Source organism: Agrobacterium sp. 22094 (assembly GCF_052046015.1).
GTDB lineage: Bacteria > Pseudomonadota > Alphaproteobacteria > Rhizobiales > Rhizobiaceae > Agrobacterium > Agrobacterium cavarae.
In genome coordinates this window covers 1933895-1958560 of the sequence record NZ_JBQEPX010000001.1, presented here as the reverse complement: position 1 = coordinate 1958560, position 24666 = coordinate 1933895, and the positions used below count along the sequence as shown (strand labels likewise).

The window sequence follows — 24666 nt, the reverse complement described above, 5'->3', positions numbered from 1 at the left end:
TCAGCTCTTATCTGTGTGCACGTATGCCGCGAGCTCTGGAGATTGATTCAGTATGGAATATAAAAAGGTAGACCTCAAGCCCTCCCAGTTGCTGCTTGACCCGAACAACTACCGGTTCCACGACCTCGTTGGTTACAATGAGGTAAAAAAGCGGGCGCGGTATCAAGAGGACGGAGTGCAGGCGCAAGCCATGAAGCTGTTGCGTGAGACGACAGCATTCGATTTGGGTGCCTTAAAAGACTCTATCAGAACAAACGGGTTCATTCCAATCGAGCAGATAGTGGTTGTCCCGTATGACACCCGGGACGACGGTACAGAGCGATTCTTGGTAATCGAAGGTAATCGTAGAACTGCCGCGCTCAAATCTTTAATAGAGGAAAGCGGTTCTGGTGCCGCCGACCTTGCTGAAAATGTAAAAGAGTCGATTGAGAAAATCTCAGTTGTTCTGCTCAAAGGCACGGAGGAGGAAATCGGGTCCTATCAGCGGACCTTAATGGCGATCCGGCATGTGGCGGGGATTAGAGAATGGGGGCCCTATCAACAAGCTAAACTTGTTGTAGAGATGTTTGAAGAGCCAGGTGCGACGTTGGGTTCTGTGGCGCAGAAGATCGGTATCTCGTCTCGTGAAGTTGCCCGACGCTACAGAGCCTCTAAAGCGCTGAAGCAAATGGAAGATGACGAGGAGTTTTCCGAGTTTGCAGAGCCGCGGCTTTATGTTTTCTTTCACGAGGCGGTCTCTCAGCCCAAAGTTCGGGACTGGCTCGAATTTGATAACGATACGTACAAAGCTGAGAATGAAGACGCGCGACAACTGTTTTTTGAGTTGCTTAGCCCACGTGAGGTAGATGGCGAGCGACACCCTCCAAAGCTAACCAGTGCGAACCAGCAGGTGCGCCAACTTAAGGATATCGTGTCAAAGCCTTACGCGCTGGAGGTATTGGCCGATCCAGATAAGACTTTCGATGACGCGGTATTGGCGGCACAGGCTGATGTCGTAGAGGACGATGAGGGAGTCGTTGAGCGTTCTCTCGCGACAGCAGTGTCAATGTTGAAGAAGCCTGGCTTGGGCTACATGGATGCGAATGACCGCGCTAAGCAGCTATGGGCTGAGCTTATGTCGCAGGTGGACAAGATCAAAAAGATTTTCCCGCAATGACTCCAAAGGCAATCGTCGCCGCGATGGAAGCTCGCTTCGGTCTTCTGGGTTCACCAATGCAGCTTCGGGATGCGATTGAACGGGAACTACTTGATAGCGGGATCAGTGCCGCCGCCGCCGCCGAGACCGTCTACACTGTCCGGCGTAAGGTGGTGGCCGAGATTAAGTCCAGAAGAGATTCGCGTGATGAGCTTGGAGAGATATCGATACTGCATTTACGGGGGCTAGATGACGAGATCGTTTTTGGCTCATCGTTTATCTTCGGAGATGATCCCGACGACATTAGGGAATCCAAGTTTAATCGAGTGTTTGCTGACGAAATCTATCGTGCGATAAAGGCGCTGACTTTCGCACAGTTCGAACGGTTTGGGAGAAACATCCTCCGTGAAATGGGTGCCTCGAACGCAACGGTTACGCCCCATGCTGGTGATCAGGGGATCGATTTCTATGGGGACATCAGCGTGGGCGCTATCGCTGGCGCAAACCCCGCTATTTTGAAACTCATGCATGAAACACGAGTTATTCTTGTCGGACAAGCCAAGCACTATCCCGCCACTACCATAGGGCCAGCGACCGTCCGTGAGTTAGTCGGCGCACTATCATTATCACGCACTTATACATTTTCTAAAGACAACCTTGATCTTCTGAACAACGTAAAACTTCGACCTTTTTCCCCTGTCCTAGCGTTATTATTTTCTACGGGGTCTTTCACCAAAGGAGCTCGGCACTTGGCCGAACGAGCAGGTCTTATCGCATTCTCAGGGTGGCAGCTGGCAATCTTCTTGGCTGATCGTGGTGTTGGTATAGTGGCGAAGAAGGACACAAAGGTGTTCGACACGGATGTGTTTAATGCTTGGCTGGAGTGAAAATCTTATCAGCTAAAGAGGTGAACCGGGGCGGTGATGTGCCTTGCCCCTTGGGTAACCAGCGACATTTCTGCAATCGAAAAGCTCTTCTTGGCAAGCCGATGTCATGAGCCCCGCGAATGACTGTAGTCGGTCACTACACTCAAACTTTCTCTTTCCGCCGGTGATATCTAGGTCCATGCTGAGTCATTAATTTGAGTGCTCAGTGTGCCACGGCCTCCAATTTACTTCATGCTTGTCCGCCTTGATGACGGCGCTCCCGCGTCGTTGACGATCATCCGCAAGCCGACGCAGTTCTTTGCTCAATTGCGCTCATATGGCTTCACGGAACACTCGGGCGCGTCATCTCCTGCACTGGCGGATATGTCAACGGGCGCGTTTCTGGACATCGTTGCGGGCATTTTCAGCGTCTCCCGCGATGGGTCATTCAGCTATATCGTTCCCGACGGCGTGAGCCGCGCCGACTGGCTCGCCGCGATGGAGGAGAAGGCCCATGACCCGCGCTTCGGGCTCATGGAGTGCGACGGCGAAATCTCTCACTGCATGATCGAGCCTTTGAAGCGATGAGGTACAGTCATGGCCTATCAGTTTATCCACCTAGAATCGTGGTCGCGTAAGCCTGACGCTAAGGGCAGGTCCACGGAGTTTATCTTCGACGAGGCGTCCCGCAAACCCATGGCGTCCGTCCACGTCGCCGATCCCAAGCCCCCCACAGTGATCTACGGCCTCGGCATCGACGAGGTCTGTCAGATGCACGATGCTGCCGCAGCGTCGGCAATGACGCCTGGTGCGCGTGGCAAGCTTCGGAAACTCGATTCCAAACAAAAGACCCTGCACACGGTCGTCGCCTCGGATCTATTTACGGTCGAGGAGGTCCGCGCCGATCCAAAAAAGGCGGCGTAAGTAAGGGATTGGGAGCGGAGGACGGTTGCATGGCTGCGGAAGCAATATGGTGCCGATCTGAGATCAGTCCTCCGGCACACCAACGAAAAATAATGGCATGTCCATGTCTATTGACCTTACACCTGCGAACTGTTTATCCGTAACGCGAAACGACGGGCGCGATTTTTCGCGCGGCCAAAAATCGGTTGGCTAGAATGTCACATACTGGTAAGGTCACGCCAACGTAACCTTATAGACGCCAGCGGCATGCCTTTAGGCCTTTGCGCGGCGGAATGGAAAAAACAGTGATTGACCCCGGCAACGGCGTAAAGCCGTCGGAACCAGGGGCGTCGGTGGCAGAAAAAGGGAAGGCGAAGCGTTCCCGTCGTGGCAAGGGCAAGCGAGGCGGCAAAAACCGTTCCGCTTCTGCTTTGCCGCAACTGCTTGTTGCCGACTCCCGTCAGGAGCCTCCACCCCCAGGCGGTATCGAGCCTGGAGCAGAGCCGCGCAAGCGCAAACGCCGCAGGCGTTCCGGCGGGCAGGGCGCTCAGAAAACGCCTCCAGGCATTGTGGCTGAAGGTCAGAAGCCGGACCAATCGGCGCGCCCTGAGCAGCAACCATCCAGTAAAAGAAAAACGCGCAATCGCAAGCGTCCGCACCGCGACCCGCAGGGCAGGCCACTGGTCCCAAGCCATGCGCCGCGGCCTGCGGCCAAGCAAAATGGCCAAGGAGCCAATGGTGCAGCGGTTGTCGTGGAGCCCGCAGGCTTTGCACATTCGCGGCACGGCGCCGGTCGGGAGGCCTTCGAGCCCAGTTCCGATATGTATGCGGCGCTCGACCTTGGTACAAATAATTGCCGCCTTCTGATAGCGCAGCCGACGCGACCGGGCCAATTCCGCGTGGTGGATGCCTTCTCTCGGATCGTGCGCCTTGGCGAGGGCCTTGTGTCGACCGGGCGACTATCGGATGATGCGATGGATCGTGCTGTCGAAGCGCTGAAGGTCTGCGCGGCAAAGCTTGCGGGACGGCCCATTCGCCGCATGCGGCTGATCGCGACCGAGGCCTGCCGCGCGGCTGCCAACGGCGAAGAATTTCTTGCCCGTGTGACGCGTGAGACCGGCCTTGATCTTGAAATCATCAGCCGTGAGACGGAAGCGCGCCTTGCTGTCTCCGGTTGTTCATCGCTTGTCGGACGCGAAGCTCGCTCCGTCGTCCTCTTCGATATCGGCGGCGGCTCATCGGAAATCGCGGTCATTCGGCTGAATGAAAACCGCTCAAACCGGCTTGCCAACCACATCACCCATTGGACCTCGCTTCCTGTCGGCGTGGTGACGCTCTCGGAGCGCCACGGCGGTCGCGATGTGACGCCAGCGATTTTCGAGGCCATGGTGACGGAAGTCGAAGGCCTGCTCGATGCGTTCCACTGTCCGCCACTGTCTGACCAGTCCACACTCGATGATTTTCATCTGATCGGCACCTCCGGCACGGTGACGACGCTTGCCGGTGTCCACCTCGATCTGCCGCGCTATGATCGCCGCAAGGTCGATGGGCTATGGCTGTCGGATGCCGAGGTCACGGCCATGCAGACCAAGTTGCTCGCCTGGGATTTTGCCGGACGCGCCGCCAATGCCTGCATCGGGCCGGATCGTGCGGACCTGGTTCTTGCCGGTTGCGCCATTCTGGAAGCGATCCGCAGGCGCTGGCCTGCACGGCGCATGCGCGTGGCAGATCGTGGGCTGCGTGAAGGCCTGTTGACCGATATGATGGCAGATGATGGCGCATGGCGCCGCAACAAGATACGCCGTGCCCAGACGCAGGGCAAAACAGAGCGGAAGGGTTGATATGAGCAAGGCGCCCACGAGCACCAACCGCACCGGACGCAAGATCGGCCAGAAGGTGAAGAAGACGAAGCTGAAGGCATCGTCCCGCCGTTGGCTGGAGCGGCATATCAACGACCCCTATGTGCAGCGCGCCAAGCTGGAAGGCTACCGCGCCCGTGCGGCCTTCAAGCTTCTGGAAATCAACGACAAGCATCAGATCCTCAAAGACGCGCACCGCATCATCGACCTGGGTGCCGCTCCCGGCAGCTGGTCGCAGATTGCCGCGAAGGTGACGGATTCGACCGAAGACGATATCCGCGTCGCGGCGATCGACTTCCTCGAACTCGATCCGATTCCCGGTGTAAAAATCCTGCAGCTCGACTTCCTCGATCCAAACGCGCCTGATCTTCTGATGGAAGCTGTTGGCGGTACGCCCGATCTTGTTCTGTCCGACATGGCGGCACCCACAACCGGCCACCAGAAGACCGACCACATTCGCACGATGCATCTGTGCGAAGTCGCGGCCGATTTCGCCGTTCAGGTTCTGGCAGAAGGCGGGCATTTCCTTGCCAAGACCTTCCAGGGCGGCACGGAGAAGCAGTTGCTCGACATGCTGAAGCAGAACTTCAAGCAGGTCCTTCATATCAAGCCCGCCTCGTCGCGCTCTGAATCGGTGGAAATGTTCCTGCTCGCCAAGCACTTCAAGGGCCGCAAGGCAGCCCCGGCTGAAGCGCCCGACGAATAGAACCCCCGAATAGGATTACTCAGCCGGCTGTGTGGCCTTGCCTCTATGGCCGGAAACCTCAGCGCCAGCGCTCCTGTCCATCGCAATCAGCGGCAGTGTGGCAAACAGCGAGACCAGCGCCACCACCACGAAGGCGAGATGGAAATCGGCAAGCTGGAGATGGCCGCCGGAAAAGTAGCTGCTGACTTCCAGAATTGTCGCTGCGAAGGCGACGCCAAGCGCCAGGCTGATCTGCTGCAGCACGGAGGCCATGGATGTGGCCTGGCTCGCCTGATGGTCATCGATGTCGGAGTAGCTGAGCGCATTCGTGCCGGTGAAGAAGAACGAGCGGGCAAAGCCGGCGACCACCAGGCAGATCATGATCAGCGAATAGGGCGTCTGCGGCGTGAAGAAACTATTCACGACCGTCGTGCAGGCACCGACCACGCCAGCACTGATCAAAGTCGCTTTGAAGCCGGTCGCGGCAAAGACACGGCGCGCCATGAACTTGGTGGTGATGGCGCCGATCGCCCCCGCAAAGGTAATCATGCCCGACTGAAACGGGTTGAGGCCAAAGCCGATCTGCAACATCAATGGCATCAGGAAGGGAATGGCGCCTGTCGAGATGCGAAAGACCGTTCCGCTGATAGAGGCGGTGCGGAATGTGGCATTGCGGAAAATCTTGAAATCCAGGATCGGCGCCGGGTGGATTTTGGCGTGGCGGACGTAAAGCGCGCCGCAGATGAAGCCGATGACAATCGCTGCAATGCCGACGAAGGGGGGTAGAGCGGGCAGGCTGACCACCGAAAAGCCGAAGACCACGCCGGATGCGGCAAGGCCGGACAGGATGAAGCCGAGAAAGTCCATCGGCGGTGGATTGGTGGTTTCGATCTCCGGAAGATAGATCGTCGAAAGCCAGATGCCGATCACGCCGATCGGGACGTTGATCAGGAAGATCCAGTGCCAGGAAAAATAGGTGGTGATAAAGCCGCCGATGGGGGGACCGGTCAGCGGTCCGACAAGCGCCGGAATGGTCAGCAACGCCATGGCTGAAACGAGATCGGTACGCTTGGTGGTGCGCAACAGGACGAGGCGCCCGACAGGCGTCATCATCGCGCCGCCCACACCCTGCAGGAAGCGCGAGACGACGAATTCCACAACAGAGCCGGACACCGCACAGCAGATGGAGCCGATGACGAAGACCGCGATGGCAAAGCGGAAAATCTTCTTCGCGCCGAACTTGTCCGCCATCCAGCCGCTGATCGGAATGAAGATGGCAAGCGACACCATATAGGCGGTCAGCGCGAGCTTCAGCGTAATCGGGCCGACATTCAGATCCCTGGCGATCGCCGGCAAAGCCGTGGCGATTACGGTCGAGTCCATCTGCTCCATGAAAAGGGCGACGGCGAGGATAAGCGGAATGATTCTGTTCATGGCTTGACTGCGGCCCACCCCGCATCGACAAAGTTCGGACCACTTACTACTCCCGCATCGATGACTTGCCAACTAAACATTTGGCAAGAAAAGGGCGGGGTTACTCCTCACGACGCTGTGAGGAACTGCTAATGAACCGAATGCCGCAGATGCTCGTTAAGCCCCTTGGTACCCCAACAAGTGGAGATAGTCATGACGGACAGGATGAACATCAGCCGGCGCGTGCTGCTCGGCACCGCAGGCGCCGGAGCAGTGGCCCCCTTCGTGCTCAGCGGCGTAGCAAGTGCCCAGACAACCCAGCCCCAAACGTCCATGGAGATCAACCACGCAATGCCGCCCGAAACCAATCGTTTCAAGCTTGGAGACTTTGAGGTGCTTGTGGTGAAGGACGGTGCGCGTCCTTCCGGCAAGCCCGGTGAAACCTTTGGAACGAACCAAAGTCCGGAAGCCGTCGGCGAGCTTCTGCAGAAGAACTTTTTGCCGACAGATCAATTCGTCAACAGCTTCTCGCCTGCCTTGATCAATACAGGCTCCGACCTCGTGTTGTTCGACACCGGCTTTGGCGAACAAGGCCGTGAATCCGGCAACGGGCGGCTTCTCGAAGGATTGGCCGCAGCCGGTTATACGCCGGACGACGTGACTGTTGTGGTTCTGACCCATATGCACGGCGACCATATTGGCGGCCTGATGGAGAAGGGCAAGCCAGCCTTCCCGAAGGCACGCTACGTCTTCGGCCAGAAAGAATACGACTTCTGGACCGACGAAAAGCGTGTCGGCACGCCTGCCGAAAATGGTCATAAGGCGGTGCTCGCCAATGTGAAGCCATTGGCGGAAAAGGCGACCTTCATCGGGGATGGTGCTGACGTCGTGCCTGGCATCAATGCGATTGCCGCCTTCGGTCACTCTCCGGGCCATATGATCTTCAATGTAGAGTCCAGCGGCAAGCGGCTGATCCTGACGGCCGATACCGCAAACCACTTCGTGCTGTCGCTGCAGCGCCCGGAGTGGGAGGTGCGCTTCGATATGGACAAGGCGGCGGCTGCCGCGACGCGCAAGAAGGTTTTCGACATGGTGGCCACAGATCGTGTCGCCTTCCTCGGCTACCACATGCCTTTCCCATCTGTCGGTTACGCGGAAAAACTCGATACCGGATACAGGTTCGTGCCGAAGTCCTACCAGTTCGATATCTGACGCTTAATCGATAGTCGGAAGCATTTCGAGCCGCGGCGACACCATCGCGGCTTGTCGCTCTATGGTGCATTGCACAGCTTTCAGGGTTTTTTCTATTTCCTTCCCGTCATAACCGTGTTACCAGCCCTCGCCAACTTCCAAGCAATCCTTTGCAGGACCGCCGGGGTGAACATTCGTTCCGGATCGGCCATGCATTTCATAATGAAGGAATTTGGCCATGGCACGCATCATTGAAACTCCCACTGGTCTCGACGCGCTGACGTTCGACGACGTGCTCCTCCAACCGGGGCATTCTGAAGTCATGCCCGGCCAGACGAACATCGCGACACGTATCGCGCACGATATCGAGCTCAACCTTCCCATTCTCTCTTCGGCAATGGACACCGTGACCGAAAGCCGTCTGGCAATTGCCATGGCGCAGGCCGGCGGCATCGGCGTCATTCACCGCAACCTGACGCCGGTCGAGCAGGCCGAAGAGGTTCGCCAGGTCAAGAAGTTCGAAAGCGGCATGGTCGTCAACCCGGTCACGATTGGCCCGGATGCGACACTGGCCGAAGCCCAGTCGTTGATGAAGGCCCATGGCATTTCCGGTATTCCGGTTGTCGAAAACGGTGGCAGCGGCGGACATAAGGTTGGCCGTCTCGTCGGCATTCTGACCAACCGCGACGTGCGTTTTGCCTCCGATCCGGGCCAGAAAATCTATGAGCTGATGACGCGTGAAAACCTCGTCACCGTCAAGGAAAGCAGCGTCGATCAGCAGGAAGCCCGCCATCTTCTGCATAAGCACCGCATCGAGAAGCTGCTGGTCGTTGATAGCAAGGGCAACTGCGTCGGCCTCATCACCGTGAAGGACATTGAGAAGTCGCAGCTGAACCCGAACGCCACGAAGGATGCGCAGGGCCGCCTGCGTGCCGCTGCCGCGATCAGCGTGGGCGACGATGCCATCGAGCGCGCCGAGCGTCTGATTGCGGTGGGTGTTGACGTTCTGGTCGTCGATACCGCGCATGGTCATTCGCAGCGCGTTCTCGATGCGGTGAGCCACGTCAAGAAGATGTCGAACTCGGTTCGCGTCATTGCCGGTAACGTCGCGACGTCGGCAGGCACCAAGGCACTGATCGATGCGGGTGCGGATGCCGTCAAGGTCGGTATCGGTCCGGGCTCGATCTGCACCACGCGCATCGTCGCAGGCGTCGGCGTTCCGCAGCTTGCTGCCATCATGTCCGCTGTCGAAGCGGCGCAGGCGGCGGATATCCCCGTCATTGCCGATGGCGGCATCAAGTTCTCCGGTGACTTGGCAAAGGCAATTGCGGCTGGCGCATCCGCCGTGATGATCGGCTCGCTGCTGGCCGGTACGGATGAAAGCCCAGGCGAAGTGTTCCTCTATCAGGGCCGCTCCTTCAAGGCCTATCGTGGCATGGGCTCGGTTGGCGCCATGGCCCGCGGCTCGGCAGACCGTTACTTCCAGGCGGAAGTGCGCGATACGCTGAAGCTCGTCCCGGAAGGCATCGAAGGACAGGTTCCTTACAAGGGCCCGGTCTCCGGCGTGTTGCATCAGCTTGCCGGCGGTCTGAAGGCGGCCATGGGTTACGTCGGCGGTGGAACGATCAAGGACTTCCAGGAACGCGCGACGTTCGTGCGCATCTCAGGTGCAGGCCTGCGTGAAAGCCACGCCCACGACGTGACGATTACCCGCGAGAGCCCGAACTATCCCGGCGCTGTTTGATATTCCGTTTCCTGCGAATAGACGATAAAGATGATTTCACGCTCCCCGAATCCGGTTCGGGGAGCGTCTTTTTGTAAGAAGGAGAAACGCCGCATGTCCACGACGAGCGCAATGTTCTGGCCAATGATTGCCCATGCCTTTCTCGTCTTCTGGCTCTATGGTCTGCTGGCGTATCGCCGTAAGAAATTCACCTTTGTCGATGGCGATGCGGTACGCCGCTTCCGCGATGCTGGCGAAGAAGCGCCCGAAAGCAAGCTGGTCAACAGGAACATCGCTAACCAGTTCGAACTGCCGATGCTCTTCCACGCGGCATGTCTGCTGCTCTACATCACCGATGCGGACAATATCGTCACCGTCGTGCTCGGCTGGATTTTCGTTCTGTCGCGGGTCTTCCATTCCTACATTCACGTCACCAGCAACCGTCTGCGCTACCGCGGTCCGGCCTTCATTGCCGGGTTTGTCGCTCTCGTCTTGATGTGGGGCTGGCTCTTCATCTGGCTCGCGCTGGAATAGGACGTCAGTTCTTAACGGATGCACTGCCGGATGGCGTCCGCAAGGGCGGCGATGTCGCCTTTACGGCCGCTGGCCATGCGCCAGACGAGACCGATCTCTCGTGCAGGGGCCGGATCGGCAAAAGGAACGATGCGAAGATTATTGCGCATCGTCTCGGTCGGAATGGCAATCTCCGGGATCAGCGTCATTCCCATATCGTGGGACACCATCTGCAGCAGCGTCGCCATCGAGGTTGCGCCGTAATTGACAAGGCTGCGCTTTCCCGCCGCATCGCAGACCGCCAGGGCCTGATCGCGAAGGCAGTGGCCTTCCTCAAGAAGGAGCAGCCGGTCCATGTCAACCTGGCCTTCATTGACGGGAGAGACCAGCACCTTGTCGTCGCTCTTTGCGGTCGCCATGAAGAAGCGATCGGTGAAAAGGTGGCACGTCTCCAATCCTTCGCCGACCACTGGGATGGCAGCAATTACCGCATCCAGCTTGCGTGCCGCGAGATCCGAGAGAAGACGGTCGGTGACGGTCTCCTTCAGTTCGATCTCGACAAGAGCGTGATGGGCGCGCAGATGCGGCACAAGTTTCGGAACGAGATAGGGCGCGATTGTTGGAATGATCCCGATCCGCACCAGCCCTTCCAGCGCGCCTGAGGTCTTGCGCGCGGCGTCTTCCAGCCGCTCCACCTCCAGAAGAATGGCCCGCACATGCTGCAGCACCTCCTCGCCCTTCGGCGTGATGGTGATGTCACCGCGGCTGCGTTCCACCAGCTTGACGCCGAGATGCTCTTCCATATCCATGATTTGCACGGAAAGCGCCGGCTGGCTGATATGTGCTTCGGCCGCAGCCTTGCCGAAGTGCAGGGTGCGCGCCAAGGCGTCGAAATATCGCATCTGTCGAAGTGTGAGCATGATAGGTTTTTCCTATCACCCGCCGCTTCTCACGGAAAGATCAAACTATTGAACGAGGACGGGCATAGCGAAATTACCAGCCCGGCGCGATATAGTTGGCTTTTAGCTTCTGCATGCCGGGCAGCATTTTCACCCGCGAGTCCATATCCTCCGGGACAGGGCCCAGTGTGATGTTATCGAGGCAGGCGGTAATATGATCGGTGATGGCATTGACCAGCGAGGGCGACAGGCCCGGACGCTTCATCAGCCCGATCTGTACCGGCGGCAGAGGCGGAAAGCCATCGGCTGAGGTGAGCACCCGCATGCCGGTCCGAAGCGTCGATTCCGGGAGAACCGACACGGCCATTCCGGCAAGAACCGCAGCGGCGATCACGGTCGAAGACCAGCTGGTGAAAAGGACCTGATAGTCGCGCCCGTCGGCATCGAGAGCGGAGCAGGCAAGCTGCCGCCAGTGGCAGTCGCGTCGCCCGACGGCAAGCGGCACGGGCGCATCGTCACGCAGTGGATGGTTTGCCGAGGTGACCCAGCAGAGTGGCTCGGTGCGGACGATATCCGACACGCGCGTCCGTGGGTTGTGCGTCACGAGCGCAATATCGAGTTCGCCGCGTGCCATCTTTTCGGCAAGGCTGATCGACGGCTCGCAGACGATATAGAGCTCGACATTGGGATGGGTCTTGGCAAAGCGCCCGATGATCTCTGGCATGTAGCGGTCGGCATAATCGTCCGGCGTGCCGATGCGAAGCGTGCCTTCCAGTCGGTTGTCGTCGAAGGCTGCGACCGCCTCGTTGTTGAGGCGAATGATCCGGCGGGCGTAGTGCATCAGCTTCTCGCCTTCAGCGGTCAGCCTGTTGCCTCGTCCGTCCTTGGCAAAAAGCTGCTTGCCGAGCCGCTCTTCCAGCCTGCGCATCTGCATGGAGACCGCCGACTGCGTTTTGAACACCCGGTCGGCCGCCTTGGTAAAGCTGCCCGTATCGACGATGGCGATGAAAGTGTGAAGCTGATCGATATCGAGCGGAGCGGACATGATGGATCATCCATAAGAGCAATTGATATCTGACATTAGAAACATTCGTTGGACTGATCAATAGTCTTGCGACATTTTGACGCTCAAGACATCCGATCAACCCGCCGACGCTAACCCGCTGCGGCCTCAACCTCACCACTCTTCGTGCGAAAGCGCGAAGCGATATCTTCACGTGCCTCCAAGGAAGGACAGTGTCATGCGCACGGCAGAACGGAAAATGGAATTGCAGATTATAGCCCCCGCCATCTCGCTCGAGACGCGCTGGACCATGGCTGTCAATCGTGTGGCGAAACTCGCGCGTTCCATCATGAACCGTCTGGCCGTGAACAAGCTGACGGAGATGACCGATCAACAGCTGGCCGATATCGGACTGGTGCGCAGCGATGTGACGAAAGCGCTTGAGATCGGCCTGCTCGACGATCCAACCCTGCAGTTGGCGCGCGCCGCCAAGATGCGTGCGAGCTCCCGCTTCACGCGCATTCGCAGCCGCTGATTTCCAAACGCCGGGTTTAGACCCAGCGTCAAGTTTCCCCGCAGGGTGATTGCCAATAGCCCTGCCTTTGCCCGGTGTCAGGCTCAAGCCGCACCGGGCTTTTTTGCGTTCAGACTATAAGGCCGGGCTGCTGCCTCTGACCGGCGGGGGCAGCGCTGTCAGTACTGATACTCTTCGAATACGGGCAGAACCGATTGCTGCCAGCGGCCATGATAGAGCGCCAGAAGATCGTCAGCGAGCGTCGACTTCTTGGCAAGAACCTCTTCCAAGGGCGAGAGGAATACGCTCTCATCCTGTCCTTCACGGTTCAGACGCGCCCGGTTTTGCAGGCCCTTGCGCGAAATCGCCACCACATCGCGCGCAACATCCAGGAGATCACGCCCGGCAATCGTCGCCTTGAGACCTTCCACCGGAACGGCATTGCGAAGTCCGATCACATCGTCCACCTGCCAGTCTGCGGTGAACTGGTCGGCTGCGGCCAGCGCCTCGTCGTCATAGAGCAGACCGACCCAGAAGGCCGGCAGCGCACAGATGCGCCGCCATGGGCCGCCGTCGGCACCGCGCATTTCCAGAAAACGCTTGAGGCGCACATCGGGGAAGAGCGTCGACAGGTGGTTGGTCCAGTCACCGAGATTGGGTTCCCACTCGGCGATCTCGCCCTTCAAGGCGCCGTCCATGAACTGGCGGAAGGTGATGTTGGTACAGTCGCGATACTTGCCGTCGCGCACGATGAAATACATCGGCACGTCGAGCGCCCACTCGACGTAATCCTTGAAGCCGAAATCCGGCCCGAAAGTAAAGGGAAGAACGCCGGAGCGCTGATTGTCGGTATCGCGCCAGATATCGCCGCGCCAGGAGAGAAGCCCGTTCGGTTTGCCTTCGGTAAAGGGTGAGGACGCAAAAAGAGCGGTCGCAAGCGGCTGCAGTTTCATGGAAACGCGCATCTTGCGTCGCATGTCTTCTTCGGAAGAAAAGTCCAGATTAACCTGAATGGTGCAGGTCCGGTACATCATGTCCAGGCCCTTGGTACCGACCTTGGGCATGTAGTTGCTCATGATCGCATAGCGCGACTTCGGCATTCGCGGCGTTTCTTCAAGCGTCCAGAGCGGGCTCCCGCCAATGCCGAGAAAACGAATGCCCATCGGCTCGGCAATGTCGCGCAGCGTCGCCAGATGCTGGTTGGATTCCCGGCAGGTTTCATGCAGGTTTTCCAAAGGCGCGCCGGAAAGCTCGAACTGGCCGCCGGGCTCGATGGAAATCGCGCCCATCCCGCTCGGCTCGCCAAGGCCGATGATATTGTCGCCGTCCATGATCGGCTCCCAGCCGAGCTTTTCCTGCATGCCCTTGAGCAGCGCCGAAATGCTGGCATCACCGAAATAGGGAACCGGTTTATTGCCCTCACGGAAGAAGGCGAATTTCTCGTGCTCCGTTCCGATCCTGAACTTGTCTTTCGGCTTGCAGCCTCCGGCCAGATAATCTGTCAGTTCCTGCACGGAGGAAATTGGCGTCTGGTCGGTCGTGTCGCGGGCCATGAAATTACCTTGTTGTCTTTGCTGCCTGCGCAGCGATATTGCCATCGCTGATAGGGTGCCGTGCCTGCGCAAGCAAATGAATTTCTTTTAAGCATGAACTCATGCTGCGAATTTGCGCGAGCGCGACATCAGCGGCTCAATTATTTCCAGTCACCGATACTTGCCTGAATGACCGCAAGTGCTGCGACCGCTGCCGTATCGGCCCGCAAGATGCGCGGTCCCAAGGGGATCGGCGTCACAAAGGCCTTGCTGCGCAGCAACTGTCGTTCCTCCTCCGAAAAGCCGCCCTCTGGTCCGACGAGAAGGGCCAGTTGCTTTTCCTTGATCTGTTGAAGGGCAGGCAAGGGATTTTGCCCGGCATCGCCTTCGTCGCAGTAGATGATACGGCGTGCAGGCGACCAGTCTTCCATCACATCCTTCAGCCGCACGGGTTCTTCGACATGCGGAACGGCGAGAATACCGCATTGTTCCGCAGCCTCGATGACATTGGCCCTTAGCTTGTCGAGATTGGTGATCTTGCCCTGAACATGCTGGGTCAGAACGGGGCGAAGAACGCCCGCGCCCATTTCCACCGCCTTCTGCACCAGATAATCCAGGCGCCCGGTCTTCAGCGGCGCGAATATATAGTGCAGGTCCGGCTTTTCCGGTTGGGGTCGTGTCTCCTCCAGCGGAACAAGCATGATCTTCTTGCGCGTTGGGAAAGAGAGCTTCGCCTTCCATTCGCCGTCGCGCCCGTTGAAGAGCAGGATTTCCGCGCCGTCGCTCATGCGTAGCACATTTGCAAGATAGTTGAACTGGTCGCTATCGGCCTCGATACTCTCTCCCGCCCGCAAGGACTGGCTGACGTAAAGCCGCTGCATTCTGAAATTGGCACGCATGTCAGTACTTCGATACGTTGATGATCTGTCTGCTCATATAAACAGAAGATGGATAATTGCGTAAAGCGCGGCGGCAAGTGCAGCACTTGCCGGAAGCGTGATGATCCAGGCCGCGATGATCGTCATAAAGTGCGACCGGCGCACGAGATAGCGCCGCCGCGTTTCCGACGCATTTTCGTCCGGCTCGTCAGTTGAGGGATCGGCTGGCGCAAGGCTCTTACGCAGAGCCTCCTGCTGCTTTCGGCCATGTGCCGTATACCATTCGCGGAAGAAGCCGACACCGAAGACAGCCCCGATCGCGGTATGGGTGGTGCTGACCGGCATGCCGAAATGCGAGGCGGTGAGGACGGTGAGCGCCGTTGAGGTTGAAACGCAAAAGCCGCGCATCGGGTTGAGCTTGGTGATCTGTTCGCCGACGAGCCGGATCAGGCGCGGCCCGAACAGCAGGATGCCGCAAGACAAGCCGAACGCGCCGATCAGCATCACCCATTGCGGTGCCGGCGCGAACACATCGTTGAGGTTGCCGTAATCGGCCCTGACGATGGCAACGACCGGGCCGATCGCATTGGACACGTCATTGGCGCCGTGGCCGAAAGACATGAGTGCTGCTGCAAAAATCAGGGGCCACTGGAACAGCGTGCGAAGCGACTGGTTGCGATTTTCCAGACCCTCGGACTGATTGCGGATCAGCGGAATACAGAGCCGCCAGGCGATGAGGCCGACGGCCAGGCCGGTTGCCAGGGAAACGCCGCTCGGCACATCGATCGCCCGATGCAAGCCAAAACGCATGAGATAGGCGGTCATGACACCGGCCATCACGCCGAGCAGCACTGGCACCCACTTGCGGGCGGCGTCGATCTTGTCGTCGCGGTCGATGATGACTTGGTTGATGAAGGCGAGCAGGGCGACCGCGAAGAAGGCGCTGATGAACGGTGTTAGTACCCATGTCAGCGCAATGCCCATGAGTGACGCCCAGTCCACCGCACCGACGCCGAAGGCGGCTGTGCCTGCCCCTGCCACCGCACCGACGATGCTGTGCGTGGTGGAAATCGGCGCCTTGAGCAGATTGGAAAGATTGACCAGAAGAGCCGCCGCCAGAATGGCGCCGAGCATGGCCCAGGCAAAGACATGAGGATCAGGTACCGTCCTGACGTCAACGATGCCGCTTGCAATCGTCTCGACAACATTACCGCCGGTAATGAGAGCGCCGAACACTTCACAGATCGCGGCGATGATGAGTGCTGCCGTCAGCGGCAGAGCCTTCGAACCCACGGCCGGTCCGACATTATTGGCGACGTCCTTGGCACCGATATTCATCGCCATATAGGCGCCGATGATGGCCGCGGCGAGCGTGATCACCGCGCCCGGCGTCCCTCCGGCGTAGGAACTGGCGACCAGGGCCGTTACCACGAGGAACAGGAGTGCAGCACCCGGCGCCACGAACCGCTGGCCGAGATGGTTCACTGCTTCCTCGACGCGGGTCATCTTGTCGAGATCCTTGTCGAGTGTCGGCTTTTTGCGGCTTTCGGGAAATTGCGTCATGGAAACGCTTTATAGCGACATTGAAAGCGTTTGGATTGCGTATTCGCGACACGAAGTCGTCATTAGAGCGTTTCCATTAAACAAGGAAACGATCTAAGAATTGGCGGCCTTTTGCGGCAGTGGTGGTGCGGTTCTCGCCATATGCTTGCCGAAAGCGACGAAAAGCTGCTTCAACTCGATTTCGTTGACGCGCTTTTCCGCTTCCTCCGGCGAAACCCATTCCAGCTTACGGCTTTCCCGTTCGGGAAAATTCTTGGTGAGGTCTGCGACCTCCAGAAGGTGAACCTGCACCAGGCAGGTAACCTTCACCCCGTTCTTTAGCTTTTTCTCATAGTGGAAGAAGCCGAAGGGCTCCTTCTGTACGGTTCCCCGCACACCCGCCTCTTCGAAAGCCTCGCGTTCTGCGACCGCATACGCCTTCTTGCCTTCCATTGGCCACCCCTTGGGGATGACCCACCGTCCGGTGTCCCGGCTGGTAAGCAGCAATACCTCAACATCGCCGTGCTTCTTGTTACGGCGGTGGCATATGGCACCATATTGCTGTCGAGGGGGACGGCGCAGCATCAGGCCGACGTCTTGGGCCAGACGGCTCAGAAGGTTCAACGCGGGGTATTCCTTTCAGGGTAGAAGTGTGCAAAGGCCCGAACCACGAAGCGTTCGGCGAATTTCATTGTCTGCTTATGAAGAGAGTGGGTCAATGCAGATGTCCCACTCTTGCACCAATATTTCTGGGCTATTTTTGGGTCTCGACCGAAGAAATCCAGTGCTTCAGCCCCGTTGTAACGCCGTCTGCTTCTTCTTTGAGCGTGATGATCATATTATGTTTACCGGTGGCAAAAGATTTCAGCTCTTCAAGCGCATTGGCGACGACCACGCCGCGCACGCCTGGCAGTTCAAACATGGCCCGATCGTTGCCGGTATCGCCCGCTACCACGGTTTCATCGAGCCCGATGCCAAGGTGATCGGAGAGCCAGCGAATCGCCGCGCCCTTGTCCGCCGCGCGGGGAAGGACATCGAGATCGCGCGCACTGGAATAGACAATCCGCGCGGCAACACCATTGTGGTTGAGCCGCCGCTCGATGTCTGCCAGCGTGTCGTCATCGGCATCGTGCAGATACCAGCTGGATTTCAGCCCATGCTGGTATCGGTCAGGCTGTAGACTGATGCCCGGAACATCTTTCATCACCGACGCGATCCTGTCGGCGTCGAACGCCGCGCCAAGCTGCGAGGTGTAGGCTTGCGAAAGCCTCGGCTCGTCCTGGCGTGACAACATGGTGCCCACCCCGCCGATGATATAATCCGGCCGAGGCAGAGGCACTGAGTCCAGGAGTTCGAGCTGATCATCGATCAGTCGTCCGCTGTTGAAGACCAAGAGTGGGCGTGTCTCTTTCGGTAGCCCGTGCCAGAAATTGCGAAAGCGCGCCGTCGCCTCATGATTGCCGACGACGGTGCCATCCAGATCAGTGGAAAAGAGGCGAACAGGTTTCAATCGCCGTCATTCCATGGCTCGGCCCAATCGGATTCCTCCAGAACGGGCATCATCGTGCGGCCTTCGACCACGGACAGAAGCTGCTGCGCAATACCCGTCCAGGTAAACAGGCTGCGGGCCTTGTGGGCTCCCATACGCGACAGGCGGCCGTAGAGACGCTCGTGCTTGAACGGCTTCATCATGGTGATGCCAAGATCTTCCTTGTCGAAAGGATCGGCAAACAACGCATGGCGCCCATAGCTAACGGCTCGGAAGAGACCGCCATGGATGGTCACCACGGTCGGCGTGCCGCTTGCCATCGCCTCGATCGCCGTCATGCCGAAGGGCTCGTAACGGCTGGACAGGACAAAGAGATCGGCGGCGCGGTAGATATCCGGCAAATCCTCATCCGAGACATAACCGGAGAAGACCACCTTGTCTTCCAGACCCAACTCGCTCACCCGCTCTTTCAGCTGGTTGAGGATCGTTGTCTCCTGCTGGTCCATATTCTCGCCGCCGACGGCAAGATGCAGACGTGCTTCGGGCTCGCGCTCGGCCAGCACGGAGAAGCCATCGATCAGAAGATCATAGCCCTTATTGGTGGCCAAACGACCAAGCGCCAGAACGGTCTTGCCTTCGAAGCCGAAACGCTGACGCAGCATCTGCCGCGAGGCTTCCGACACGGGGAAAAAGCGATTGTCGTCATATCCCGGCGGGATCATATGGACCTGCTTGCGCTTCAGTCCATAATCTTCGAGCAGCACATCGAGCTGCACCGGCGTCGTCGCAATCACCATGTCGCAGCTGCGATAGATGATCAGTTCGTGCTGGATGCGTTCCTTGAAATTGAACTCCAGTTCGAACGTGTCGGCCTTTTCCGGATAGTCGGTTTCCATCTGGCGTTTTTTCCAGATACCGAGCGAATGGGGCGTATGAAGGTGGGGAATCTTCAGCGCTTCGGAAAGCCGCTGTCCCGCGACACCGGCGTCCCAGTAGTGGCTGTTGATGAAGGAATAGGAGAGGTCGTTTTTTTTGATGAAGCGCAGCGCGTTCTCGCACCATTCCAGCAGATGGCGGTGGAGATATTCCTTCGGAATAAACTCTTTCCCGCCGCAGGGAATGCGAACGACGCGGACGCGATCGTCCACCTCATCGATTTCCGGTTGGTTCTCAAAGCGGCGGGTGTAAAGATCGACGGTATAGCCGAGCTGGCCGAGTTTCTTTGCAAGTTCGAGGACATAGACAACCTGTCCTCCGGTGTCGGCTGCGCCAAGCGGCGGGTGTGCGGCTACATAGCCATGCGTCGATATGAGTGCTATCCGTGGATAGCGTTCAGTTTCGCTCGTGGTAGTCATCGCGTCCCATCTTGGTAGAAATTTCCAATAACCCGTCAAGAACGTCTTGAAGTTGATAAAGTTCCCGGAAAAATTGCTGAACCAGGATTATTCGTTCTTCGGAAGCAGAAAGATGGCGCCTCTGAACACGCCGTATTTTAGCAGTTGCCCTGCGTCAACTCGGCACCTGCCAATGCATCTTTTCATTTGATAAATCAGGTTGATCGAGACGGAGAATGCCGAATGGCCAGGGGACGATTTGCATTTGCCAGCGCACCGGAAAGGGCGCTGGCGCTAGGGGAAATTCATGCCAGACCGACCGTGCTGCTCGGTCCTTCACGCATCATCATCCAGCTGGCCTTCATGATGGATGGCGGTGCGTCGGTCCATCACTCGGCGATCGCGGAAATGTCGCGCAGCCGTGGCGTTGCGCCGCCGGAGCGTGATGCGCGCCACCACGCCATGCCCTGCGGCCTGGGAACGCTTCGATGGGAGCGGCACACCGAATTCTCCACATGGTTCTGGGATGGTCCGGCACCGGACAAGATCGGTGGCGATATCATCGGCGATCCATTCGGTGATGGGTTCTCGCCGCCCGGCTCGCTGATTTCCGCGGTGAGATTGGAAATCCGCTCCGAGGGTCCGGAGACTGTCGACGCCGAGAGCCATTTCGATCCGATCAGCCTCTGTCACTCGACCGTCCGCGAAGGGCAGGCCTCCATTCTGACCGACTTCCGCCAGGATCGCGACGGGCTGACCCAGTTTCTTCTGCTCGACCGCGGGCTGACCGATTCGGCACGCGGCGGTATCGTGCAGCGTCTGCTCGACATCGAAACCTATCGCACCCTTGCCATGCTCGGCCTGCCGCTGGCGCAGACGCTCTCGCCGGAAATCCGCCGGATCGAGGACGGTTTGACCGCAATCACCCAGCGGATGAAGAACGGAGCGCGAGAGGAGGCCGATGCGCTTCTTGCCGAAATGACGCGTCTTGCCGCGGAACTGGAAGCCAATGCGGCGCTCAGCCTCTACCGCTTCGGCGCCAGCCGCGCCTATGACGTGATCGTGCGAGAGCGCATTCGCACGCTGGCCGAAACGCCGATCCAGGGGCATGAGACCATGGCAACATTTCTGGAGCGGCGACTGGCGCCCGCCATGCGCACCTGCCAGTCGGTGGAAGAGCGTCAGGCGAACCTGTCGCGCAAGCTCTATCGCGCCACAGCTTTGGTGCGCAGCTGGATCGATGTCGAGCTGGAACGCCAGAATACGGTGCTTCTAAACAACATGAACAAGCGCGCTGCCATGCAACTGCGCTTGCAGCAGACAGTCGAAGGCCTCTCGGTCGCGGCCATCTCCTATTATGTCGTGGGCCTGATCGGGTACCTGATAAAGGCTGTGACCCATGATCTGCTGCCGGTCGATCCGGCGGTGGTCACGGGTGCCTCCGTTCCGGTGGCCGTCCTTGGTGTCTGGTGGGTCGTGCGCAATATCCGCAAGCGCCATGCCGACGGGGCGCATTGACCTCTACAGCGCGTCCTTGTCCCAATAGGGCAGAGGGCCGTAAAGTCCCGCCAGGTAATCGATGAACAGTCGAACCTTGGCGGGCAGAAACCGGCGGCTGGAATAGACCGCCGAAAGCGCGACGTTCTTCGATCCTTCATAGGCGGGCAAAACCTGAACCAGCGCGCCGGATTTCAGCTCGGGCCCGATATCCCAGGTCGAGCGCAGCGCGATGCCGAGACCAGAGATCACCGCCTCGCGAATGACTTCCGACGAGTTGGTTACCAGCAGGCCCTCAGGCCGAAGGTTGAACGCACCCTCCGGTCCCTCGAGCCGCCAGAGATCGTTATTATGTGCGGGCAAACAGCGGTGGTTCTTCAGGTCTTCTATTGTTTGCGGAACACCGTGCTCGTCCACATACGAGCGAGAAGCGCAGAGCACGCGACGCACTGGCGCCAGCCGTCGCGCAACAAGGCTGGAATCCGACAGGTCGGCAATGCGGATGGCGAGATCATAGCCACCCGCAACAATGTCGATAAAGTCGTCGCTGAGCGTCAGGTTGATGGAAAGCGACGGGTGCTGGTCCATGAAACCTTTGAGATGCGGTGCGACATGCATGCGTCCGAAAGAGGTGGAGGCCGAGACCTTCAATGTGCCGGTCAGCATATTGGATCGGCCGGAAACGAAGTCTTCCGCTTCTTCCAGCCCTTCCAGCACGGCGAGAATTCTCTGATGAAATCCCTGGCCAGCTTCGGTCAGGGAGATTTGCCTTGTCGTACGCTGAAAAAGCCGCGCGCCAAGCTTTTCCTCCAGCCGCTTGATGCGCTTGGAGATGACGGCTGGAGAATAGCCCAATGCCTTTGCAGCAACCGACATGCTGCCGGAAGCAGCGACGCTGGCAAAGACTTCAAGATCGCCGAGATTCGTCATCGGTCCACACCATTCTTTCCGGATTGGAAACAATCTCTAGCATTTGTGAGGCTTGCAACCAAGGCGCAAACGCCGCATAGGATTGTGTAGATGAGGGAGCATCTGCAGACCATGTCGCAATCCATTCAATTTTTGCAGCCGCGCGCCGCGGTGCTTTCCGCTCGGGACAGGATCGTCTCCGATCTTGCAGACCTGCTTCCGCCAGACTGTCTTGTGCATGAGCCGCGAGAGCTCATGCCCTTTGAAACCGACGCTTTCGTTTCCTATCGCCGCATGCCCCTGGCCGTCGCGTTGCCGAAGACGACGGCCCAAGTTGCGGCAGTCCTGAAATACTGTCATCGCTATGGCATCCCCGTGGTGCCGAGAGGGGCCGGCACGTCGCTGTCCGGCGGCGCGATCCCGCAGGAAGATGCCGTGGTGATCGGCCTGTCGAAAATGTCCTCCATTCTCGAGCTGGACTTCTTCAACCGCACTGCAACTGTGCAGGCGGGTGTTACCAATCTCTCGATTTCCGAGGCAGCAGGTCCCCAAGGCTTCTTCTATGCGCCCGATCCGAGTTCGCAGCTTGCCTGCACCATTGGTGGCAATATCGGGATGAATTCGGGCGGCGCGCACTGCCTGAAGTATGGCGTCACTACCAACAATCTTCTCGGTGTGAAGATGGTGCTGGTCGACGGCACCGTGCTGGAGCTTGGTGGCAAGCATCTGGATGCGACAGGCTATGATCTTCTCGGTCTCGTCTGCGGCTCGGAGGGCCAACTCGGCATCGTCACGGAAGCGACGGTGCGGCTGATCGCCAAGCCCGAAGGCGCCCGCCCGGTGCTCTTCGGTTTCGAAAGCTCGGAGGAAGCGGGCTCCTGTGTGGCCGATATTATCGGCTCCGGCATCATTCCCGTTGCCATCGAATTCATGGACAAGCCGGCGATCGAGATTTGCGAGGCATTTGCCAAGGCGGGTTACCCGCTCAATGTCGGTGCACTGCTGATCGTCGAGGTCGAAGGCTCGGAGGACGAGATGGATGCCATGCTGGCGGACATCGTCGCGATCGCCCGCAAACATGCGGTAAAGACGGTGCGCGAGTGCCAGTCGGCGATGGAAGCGGCGGCGATCTGGAAAGGGCGCAAGTCCGCCTTCGGTGCGACGGGTCGGATCGCCGATTACATCTGCATGGATGGCACGGTGCCGCTCAGCCAGCTTTCTTATGTGCTGAAGAAAACCAGCGAGATCACCGACGCGCTCGGGCTTCGCGTCGCCAACGTCTTCCACGCGGGCGACGGCAACATGCATCCTCTGATCCTCTTCAATGCCAATGATCCGGACGATGCAGCTCGCGCCGAAGAGGCGGGCAACCAGATATTGAAACTCTGCGTCGATGCGGGCGGCTGCCTGACCGGCGAGCACGGTGTGGGAATCGAAAAGCGCGACCTGATGCGTCATCAGTATTCCGATACCGATCTGGCGCAGCAAATGGCGGTCCGCGCGGCCTTTGATGAAGGCTGGATCATGAATCCGTCCAAGGTCTTTCCGCTGGAGGGCAGAGGTTGATGGACGACACATTCCCCGTCCTCACGCCGCAATCGGAAACGGAGGCGGCAGACCTCATTCGCGACCGCGCGGAAGCGGGTCGCTCGCTCGCCATCATCGGCGGCAACACGCGCTCCGGTTTTGGCAATGCCTTTGAGGCCGATGCGACAGTGTCTTCGCGAGGTTTGAGCGGCATTGTGTCCTACAATCCTGCCGAGATGGTGATGACGGTCCAGGCCGGAACGCCAGTGGACGAGGTGAAAGCCGCCTTGTCCGACGCCCGGCAGATGATGGCCTTCGAGCCGATGGATCACCGCGCGATCATGGGAACGGTGGGAGAGCCCACAATCGGTGGGGTTTTCGCCGCCAACGTATCGGGTCCGCGCCGCTTCGTGGCCGGTGCTGCGCGAGACAGCCTGCTCGGCATTCGCTTCATCAACGGCCGGGGCGAGGCGATCAAGGCCGGCGGGCGGGTGATGAAGAACGTCACCGGGCTCGATCTCGTCAAGCTTCTGGCGGGCTCCTACGGCACGCTGGGGTTTTTGACGGAAGTCACATTCCGCGTGCTGCCGGTTCCGCCTGCTGAAGCAACAATGGTCATCTCAGGCTTGGAGGATGAAGCCGCGACCAACGCCATGGCGGCGGCGATGGCCACCAGCCTCGAAGTCTCAGGCGCGGCGCACCTGCCGGAAAGTGTGAAGTCGCTATTTCTGCAAGGTTCACTGCCGGACGGTGCGGCCACCGTGTTGCGCCTGGAAGGTCTTGCGGCCTCGGTCGAGGCCCGGCTGCACAAGCTGAAGACGCTTCTCGCTGCCTTCGGTCCGGTGGTCTCTCTTGAGCGTGACGAGAGCCGTTCACTCTGGCGGGAGATCCGCGACGTCGCGCCCTATGCGGGAAACCCCTCCAAACCGCTTTGGCGCTTGTCCATTGCGCCATCACAAGGCCACAAGCTTGTCGCGACGCTGCGGCTCGAAGCTGGCATCGATGCCTATTATGACTGGCAGGGCGGCCTTGTCTGGATGCAGATGGAAGCCGATCCGGAAGCGCAATTGCTAAGAGGTTACATCCGTTCGCTCGGAGGCGGCCACGCCACACTTCTGCGCGCAAGTGACGATGTACGCCGATCAATTCCGGCTTTCGAACCGCTGAATGCCGTCGAAGTCGCGCTCTCATCGCGCATCAAGCAAAAGCTCGATCCGGCGGGGATTTTCAATCCGGGTAGAATGGGGATCTGAC

The 24666-nt window shown here is 58.9% G+C and carries 23 protein-coding genes; 13 read left to right on the top strand and 10 right to left on the bottom strand.

The window, feature by feature from the left end:
• Positions 1 to 52 precede the first annotated feature (52 nt).
• From ACTJK5_RS09490 to ACTJK5_RS09465, 6 genes are all read left to right on the top strand, one after another.
• Positions 53 to 1156 (top strand): hypothetical protein, encoded by a 1104-nt coding sequence (locus tag ACTJK5_RS09490; RefSeq protein ID WP_440612256.1) that lies wholly within the window; start codon positions 53 to 55, stop codon positions 1154 to 1156.
• Positions 1153 to 2022, top strand: coding sequence for a restriction endonuclease (locus tag ACTJK5_RS09485; RefSeq protein WP_440612255.1), 870 nt, complete (start codon positions 1153 to 1155; stop codon positions 2020 to 2022). The genes ACTJK5_RS09490 and ACTJK5_RS09485 overlap by 4 nt, the downstream gene beginning before the upstream one ends.
• A 231-nt stretch (positions 2023 to 2253) precedes the next feature.
• Positions 2254 to 2589 carry a hypothetical protein gene (locus ACTJK5_RS09480; RefSeq protein WP_440612254.1) on the top strand — a complete coding sequence of 112 codons (336 nt, stop codon included), beginning with the start codon at positions 2254 to 2256 and terminating at the stop codon, positions 2587 to 2589.
• 9 nt (positions 2590 to 2598) lie between these two features.
• Positions 2599 to 2925, top strand: a complete 327-nt coding sequence (locus ACTJK5_RS09475) for a hypothetical protein (RefSeq protein ID WP_440612253.1) — start codon at positions 2599 to 2601, stop codon at positions 2923 to 2925.
• 272 nt (positions 2926 to 3197) lie between these two features.
• Positions 3198 to 4745: a Ppx/GppA phosphatase family protein gene (locus tag ACTJK5_RS09470; RefSeq protein WP_440612252.1), complete on the top strand. Its 1548-nt coding sequence runs from the start codon at positions 3198 to 3200 to the stop codon at positions 4743 to 4745.
• 1 nt (position 4746) lies between these two features.
• A complete protein-coding gene (locus tag ACTJK5_RS09465) occupies positions 4747 to 5469 on the top strand; it encodes an RlmE family RNA methyltransferase (protein ID WP_111848237.1) in 723 nt (240 codons plus the stop codon).
• 15 nt (positions 5470 to 5484) lie between these two features.
• Here ACTJK5_RS09465 and ACTJK5_RS09460 read toward each other — a convergent pair whose 3' ends face one another.
• Positions 5485 to 6882, bottom strand: a complete 1398-nt coding sequence (locus ACTJK5_RS09460) for an MDR family MFS transporter (RefSeq protein ID WP_440612251.1) — start codon at positions 6880 to 6882, stop codon at positions 5485 to 5487.
• Positions 6883 to 7074: 192 nt separating this feature from the next.
• Between ACTJK5_RS09460 and ACTJK5_RS09455 the strand changes: the two genes are divergently transcribed.
• The 3 genes from ACTJK5_RS09455 (at position 7075) to ACTJK5_RS09445 (ending at position 10309) form a co-directional block, all read left to right on the top strand.
• Entirely contained in the window at positions 7075 to 8073 is a 999-nt protein-coding gene (locus ACTJK5_RS09455; protein WP_440612250.1) for an MBL fold metallo-hydrolase, read from the top strand.
• A gap of 217 nt (positions 8074 to 8290) precedes the next feature.
• Positions 8291 to 9796 (top strand): IMP dehydrogenase, encoded by a 1506-nt coding sequence (guaB, locus tag ACTJK5_RS09450; protein WP_113178506.1) that lies wholly within the window; start codon positions 8291 to 8293, stop codon positions 9794 to 9796.
• Positions 9797 to 9907: 111 nt separating this feature from the next.
• Positions 9908 to 10309, top strand: a complete 402-nt coding sequence (locus ACTJK5_RS09445; protein WP_113178865.1) for an MAPEG family protein — start codon at positions 9908 to 9910, stop codon at positions 10307 to 10309.
• A gap of 11 nt (positions 10310 to 10320) precedes the next feature.
• On the opposite strand, the gene ACTJK5_RS09440 is transcribed toward ACTJK5_RS09445, so the two are convergent.
• Together ACTJK5_RS09440 and ACTJK5_RS09435 are read right to left on the bottom strand one after the other, a co-directional pair.
• Positions 10321 to 11208 carry a hydrogen peroxide-inducible genes activator gene (locus ACTJK5_RS09440; protein WP_113178504.1) on the bottom strand — a complete coding sequence of 296 codons (888 nt, stop codon included), beginning with the start codon at positions 11206 to 11208 and terminating at the stop codon, positions 10321 to 10323.
• Positions 11209 to 11281: 73 nt separating this feature from the next.
• The gene (locus tag ACTJK5_RS09435) at positions 11282 to 12232 is read right to left on the bottom strand and encodes a LysR substrate-binding domain-containing protein (RefSeq protein ID WP_062426017.1); all 951 of its coding nucleotides are present in this window, start codon (positions 12230 to 12232) and stop codon (positions 11282 to 11284) included.
• Between the two features lie 196 nt (positions 12233 to 12428).
• Here ACTJK5_RS09435 and ACTJK5_RS09430 point away from each other — a divergent pair, with 196 nt between their 5' ends.
• The gene (locus ACTJK5_RS09430) at positions 12429 to 12725 is read left to right on the top strand and encodes a DUF1127 domain-containing protein (protein WP_113178500.1); all 297 of its coding nucleotides are present in this window, start codon (positions 12429 to 12431) and stop codon (positions 12723 to 12725) included.
• A gap of 158 nt (positions 12726 to 12883) precedes the next feature.
• Here the strand turns inward: ACTJK5_RS09430 and ACTJK5_RS09425 are convergent, their stop codons facing one another.
• From ACTJK5_RS09425 to ACTJK5_RS09400, 6 genes are all read right to left on the bottom strand, one after another.
• Positions 12884 to 14257, bottom strand: a complete 1374-nt coding sequence (locus ACTJK5_RS09425) for a glutamate--cysteine ligase (RefSeq protein WP_440612249.1) — start codon at positions 14255 to 14257, stop codon at positions 12884 to 12886.
• Positions 14258 to 14397: 140 nt separating this feature from the next.
• Entirely contained in the window at positions 14398 to 15135 is a 738-nt protein-coding gene (locus ACTJK5_RS09420; RefSeq protein WP_440612248.1) for a 16S rRNA (uracil(1498)-N(3))-methyltransferase, read from the bottom strand.
• Between the two features lie 33 nt (positions 15136 to 15168).
• Positions 15169 to 16677 (bottom strand): inorganic phosphate transporter, encoded by a 1509-nt coding sequence (locus ACTJK5_RS09415; protein ID WP_440612247.1) that lies wholly within the window; start codon positions 16675 to 16677, stop codon positions 15169 to 15171.
• 93 nt (positions 16678 to 16770) lie between these two features.
• Positions 16771 to 17241, bottom strand: coding sequence for an NUDIX hydrolase (locus ACTJK5_RS09410; RefSeq protein WP_112358907.1), 471 nt, complete (start codon positions 17239 to 17241; stop codon positions 16771 to 16773).
• 169 nt (positions 17242 to 17410) lie between these two features.
• A complete protein-coding gene (locus ACTJK5_RS09405) occupies positions 17411 to 18166 on the bottom strand; it encodes an HAD-IIB family hydrolase (protein ID WP_440612246.1) in 756 nt (251 codons plus the stop codon).
• Entirely contained in the window at positions 18163 to 19500 is a 1338-nt protein-coding gene (locus tag ACTJK5_RS09400) for a glycosyltransferase family 4 protein (protein ID WP_274100849.1), read from the bottom strand. Before ACTJK5_RS09400 ends, ACTJK5_RS09405 begins: the two co-directional genes overlap by 4 nt.
• A 222-nt stretch (positions 19501 to 19722) precedes the next feature.
• On the opposite strand from ACTJK5_RS09400, the gene ACTJK5_RS09395 reads away from it, so the two are divergent.
• Positions 19723 to 20997, top strand: a complete 1275-nt coding sequence (locus ACTJK5_RS09395; RefSeq protein ID WP_144621681.1) for a DUF3422 family protein — start codon at positions 19723 to 19725, stop codon at positions 20995 to 20997.
• A gap of 3 nt (positions 20998 to 21000) precedes the next feature.
• Here ACTJK5_RS09395 and ACTJK5_RS09390 read toward each other — a convergent pair whose 3' ends face one another.
• A complete protein-coding gene (locus ACTJK5_RS09390) occupies positions 21001 to 21906 on the bottom strand; it encodes a LysR family transcriptional regulator (protein ID WP_144621680.1) in 906 nt (301 codons plus the stop codon).
• Between the two features lie 111 nt (positions 21907 to 22017).
• On the opposite strand from ACTJK5_RS09390, the gene ACTJK5_RS09385 reads away from it, so the two are divergent.
• A complete protein-coding gene (locus ACTJK5_RS09385) occupies positions 22018 to 23451 on the top strand; it encodes an FAD-linked oxidase C-terminal domain-containing protein (protein WP_144621978.1) in 1434 nt (477 codons plus the stop codon).
• Positions 23451 to 24665, top strand: a complete 1215-nt coding sequence (gene glcE, locus ACTJK5_RS09380) for a glycolate oxidase subunit GlcE (RefSeq protein ID WP_144621679.1) — start codon at positions 23451 to 23453, stop codon at positions 24663 to 24665. Before ACTJK5_RS09385 ends, glcE begins: the two co-directional genes overlap by 1 nt.
• The last annotated feature ends 1 nt before the right edge of the window (position 24666 follow it).

Coding starts and splice junctions, on each gene's coding strand:
- ACTJK5_RS09490 (WP_440612256.1), top strand. CDS start 53: ATGGAATATAAAAAGGTAGACCTCAAGCCCTCCCAGTTGCTGCTTGAC.
- ACTJK5_RS09485 (WP_440612255.1), top strand. CDS start 1,153: ATGACTCCAAAGGCAATCGTCGCCGCGATGGAAGCTCGCTTCGGTCTT.
- ACTJK5_RS09480 (WP_440612254.1), top strand. CDS start 2,254: ATGCTTGTCCGCCTTGATGACGGCGCTCCCGCGTCGTTGACGATCATC.
- ACTJK5_RS09475 (WP_440612253.1), top strand. CDS start 2,599: ATGGCCTATCAGTTTATCCACCTAGAATCGTGGTCGCGTAAGCCTGAC.
- ACTJK5_RS09470 (WP_440612252.1), top strand. CDS start 3,198: ATGGAAAAAACAGTGATTGACCCCGGCAACGGCGTAAAGCCGTCGGAA.
- ACTJK5_RS09465 (WP_111848237.1), top strand. CDS start 4,747: ATGAGCAAGGCGCCCACGAGCACCAACCGCACCGGACGCAAGATCGGC.
- ACTJK5_RS09460 (WP_440612251.1), bottom strand. CDS start 6,882: ATGAACAGAATCATTCCGCTTATCCTCGCCGTCGCCCTTTTCATGGAG.
- ACTJK5_RS09455 (WP_440612250.1), top strand. CDS start 7,075: ATGACGGACAGGATGAACATCAGCCGGCGCGTGCTGCTCGGCACCGCA.
- guaB (WP_113178506.1), top strand. CDS start 8,291: ATGGCACGCATCATTGAAACTCCCACTGGTCTCGACGCGCTGACGTTC.
- ACTJK5_RS09445 (WP_113178865.1), top strand. CDS start 9,908: ATGTTCTGGCCAATGATTGCCCATGCCTTTCTCGTCTTCTGGCTCTAT.
- ACTJK5_RS09440 (WP_113178504.1), bottom strand. CDS start 11,208: ATGCTCACACTTCGACAGATGCGATATTTCGACGCCTTGGCGCGCACC.
- ACTJK5_RS09435 (WP_062426017.1), bottom strand. CDS start 12,232: ATGTCCGCTCCGCTCGATATCGATCAGCTTCACACTTTCATCGCCATC.
- ACTJK5_RS09430 (WP_113178500.1), top strand. CDS start 12,429: ATGCGCACGGCAGAACGGAAAATGGAATTGCAGATTATAGCCCCCGCC.
- ACTJK5_RS09425 (WP_440612249.1), bottom strand. CDS start 14,257: ATGGCCCGCGACACGACCGACCAGACGCCAATTTCCTCCGTGCAGGAA.
- ACTJK5_RS09420 (WP_440612248.1), bottom strand. CDS start 15,135: ATGCGTGCCAATTTCAGAATGCAGCGGCTTTACGTCAGCCAGTCCTTG.
- ACTJK5_RS09415 (WP_440612247.1), bottom strand. CDS start 16,677: ATGACGCAATTTCCCGAAAGCCGCAAAAAGCCGACACTCGACAAGGAT.
- ACTJK5_RS09410 (WP_112358907.1), bottom strand. CDS start 17,241: ATGCTGCGCCGTCCCCCTCGACAGCAATATGGTGCCATATGCCACCGC.
- ACTJK5_RS09400 (WP_274100849.1), bottom strand. CDS start 19,500: ATGACTACCACGAGCGAAACTGAACGCTATCCACGGATAGCACTCATA.
- ACTJK5_RS09395 (WP_144621681.1), top strand. CDS start 19,723: ATGGCCAGGGGACGATTTGCATTTGCCAGCGCACCGGAAAGGGCGCTG.
- ACTJK5_RS09390 (WP_144621680.1), bottom strand. CDS start 21,906: ATGACGAATCTCGGCGATCTTGAAGTCTTTGCCAGCGTCGCTGCTTCC.
- ACTJK5_RS09385 (WP_144621978.1), top strand. CDS start 22,018: ATGTCGCAATCCATTCAATTTTTGCAGCCGCGCGCCGCGGTGCTTTCC.
- glcE (WP_144621679.1), top strand. CDS start 23,451: ATGGACGACACATTCCCCGTCCTCACGCCGCAATCGGAAACGGAGGCG.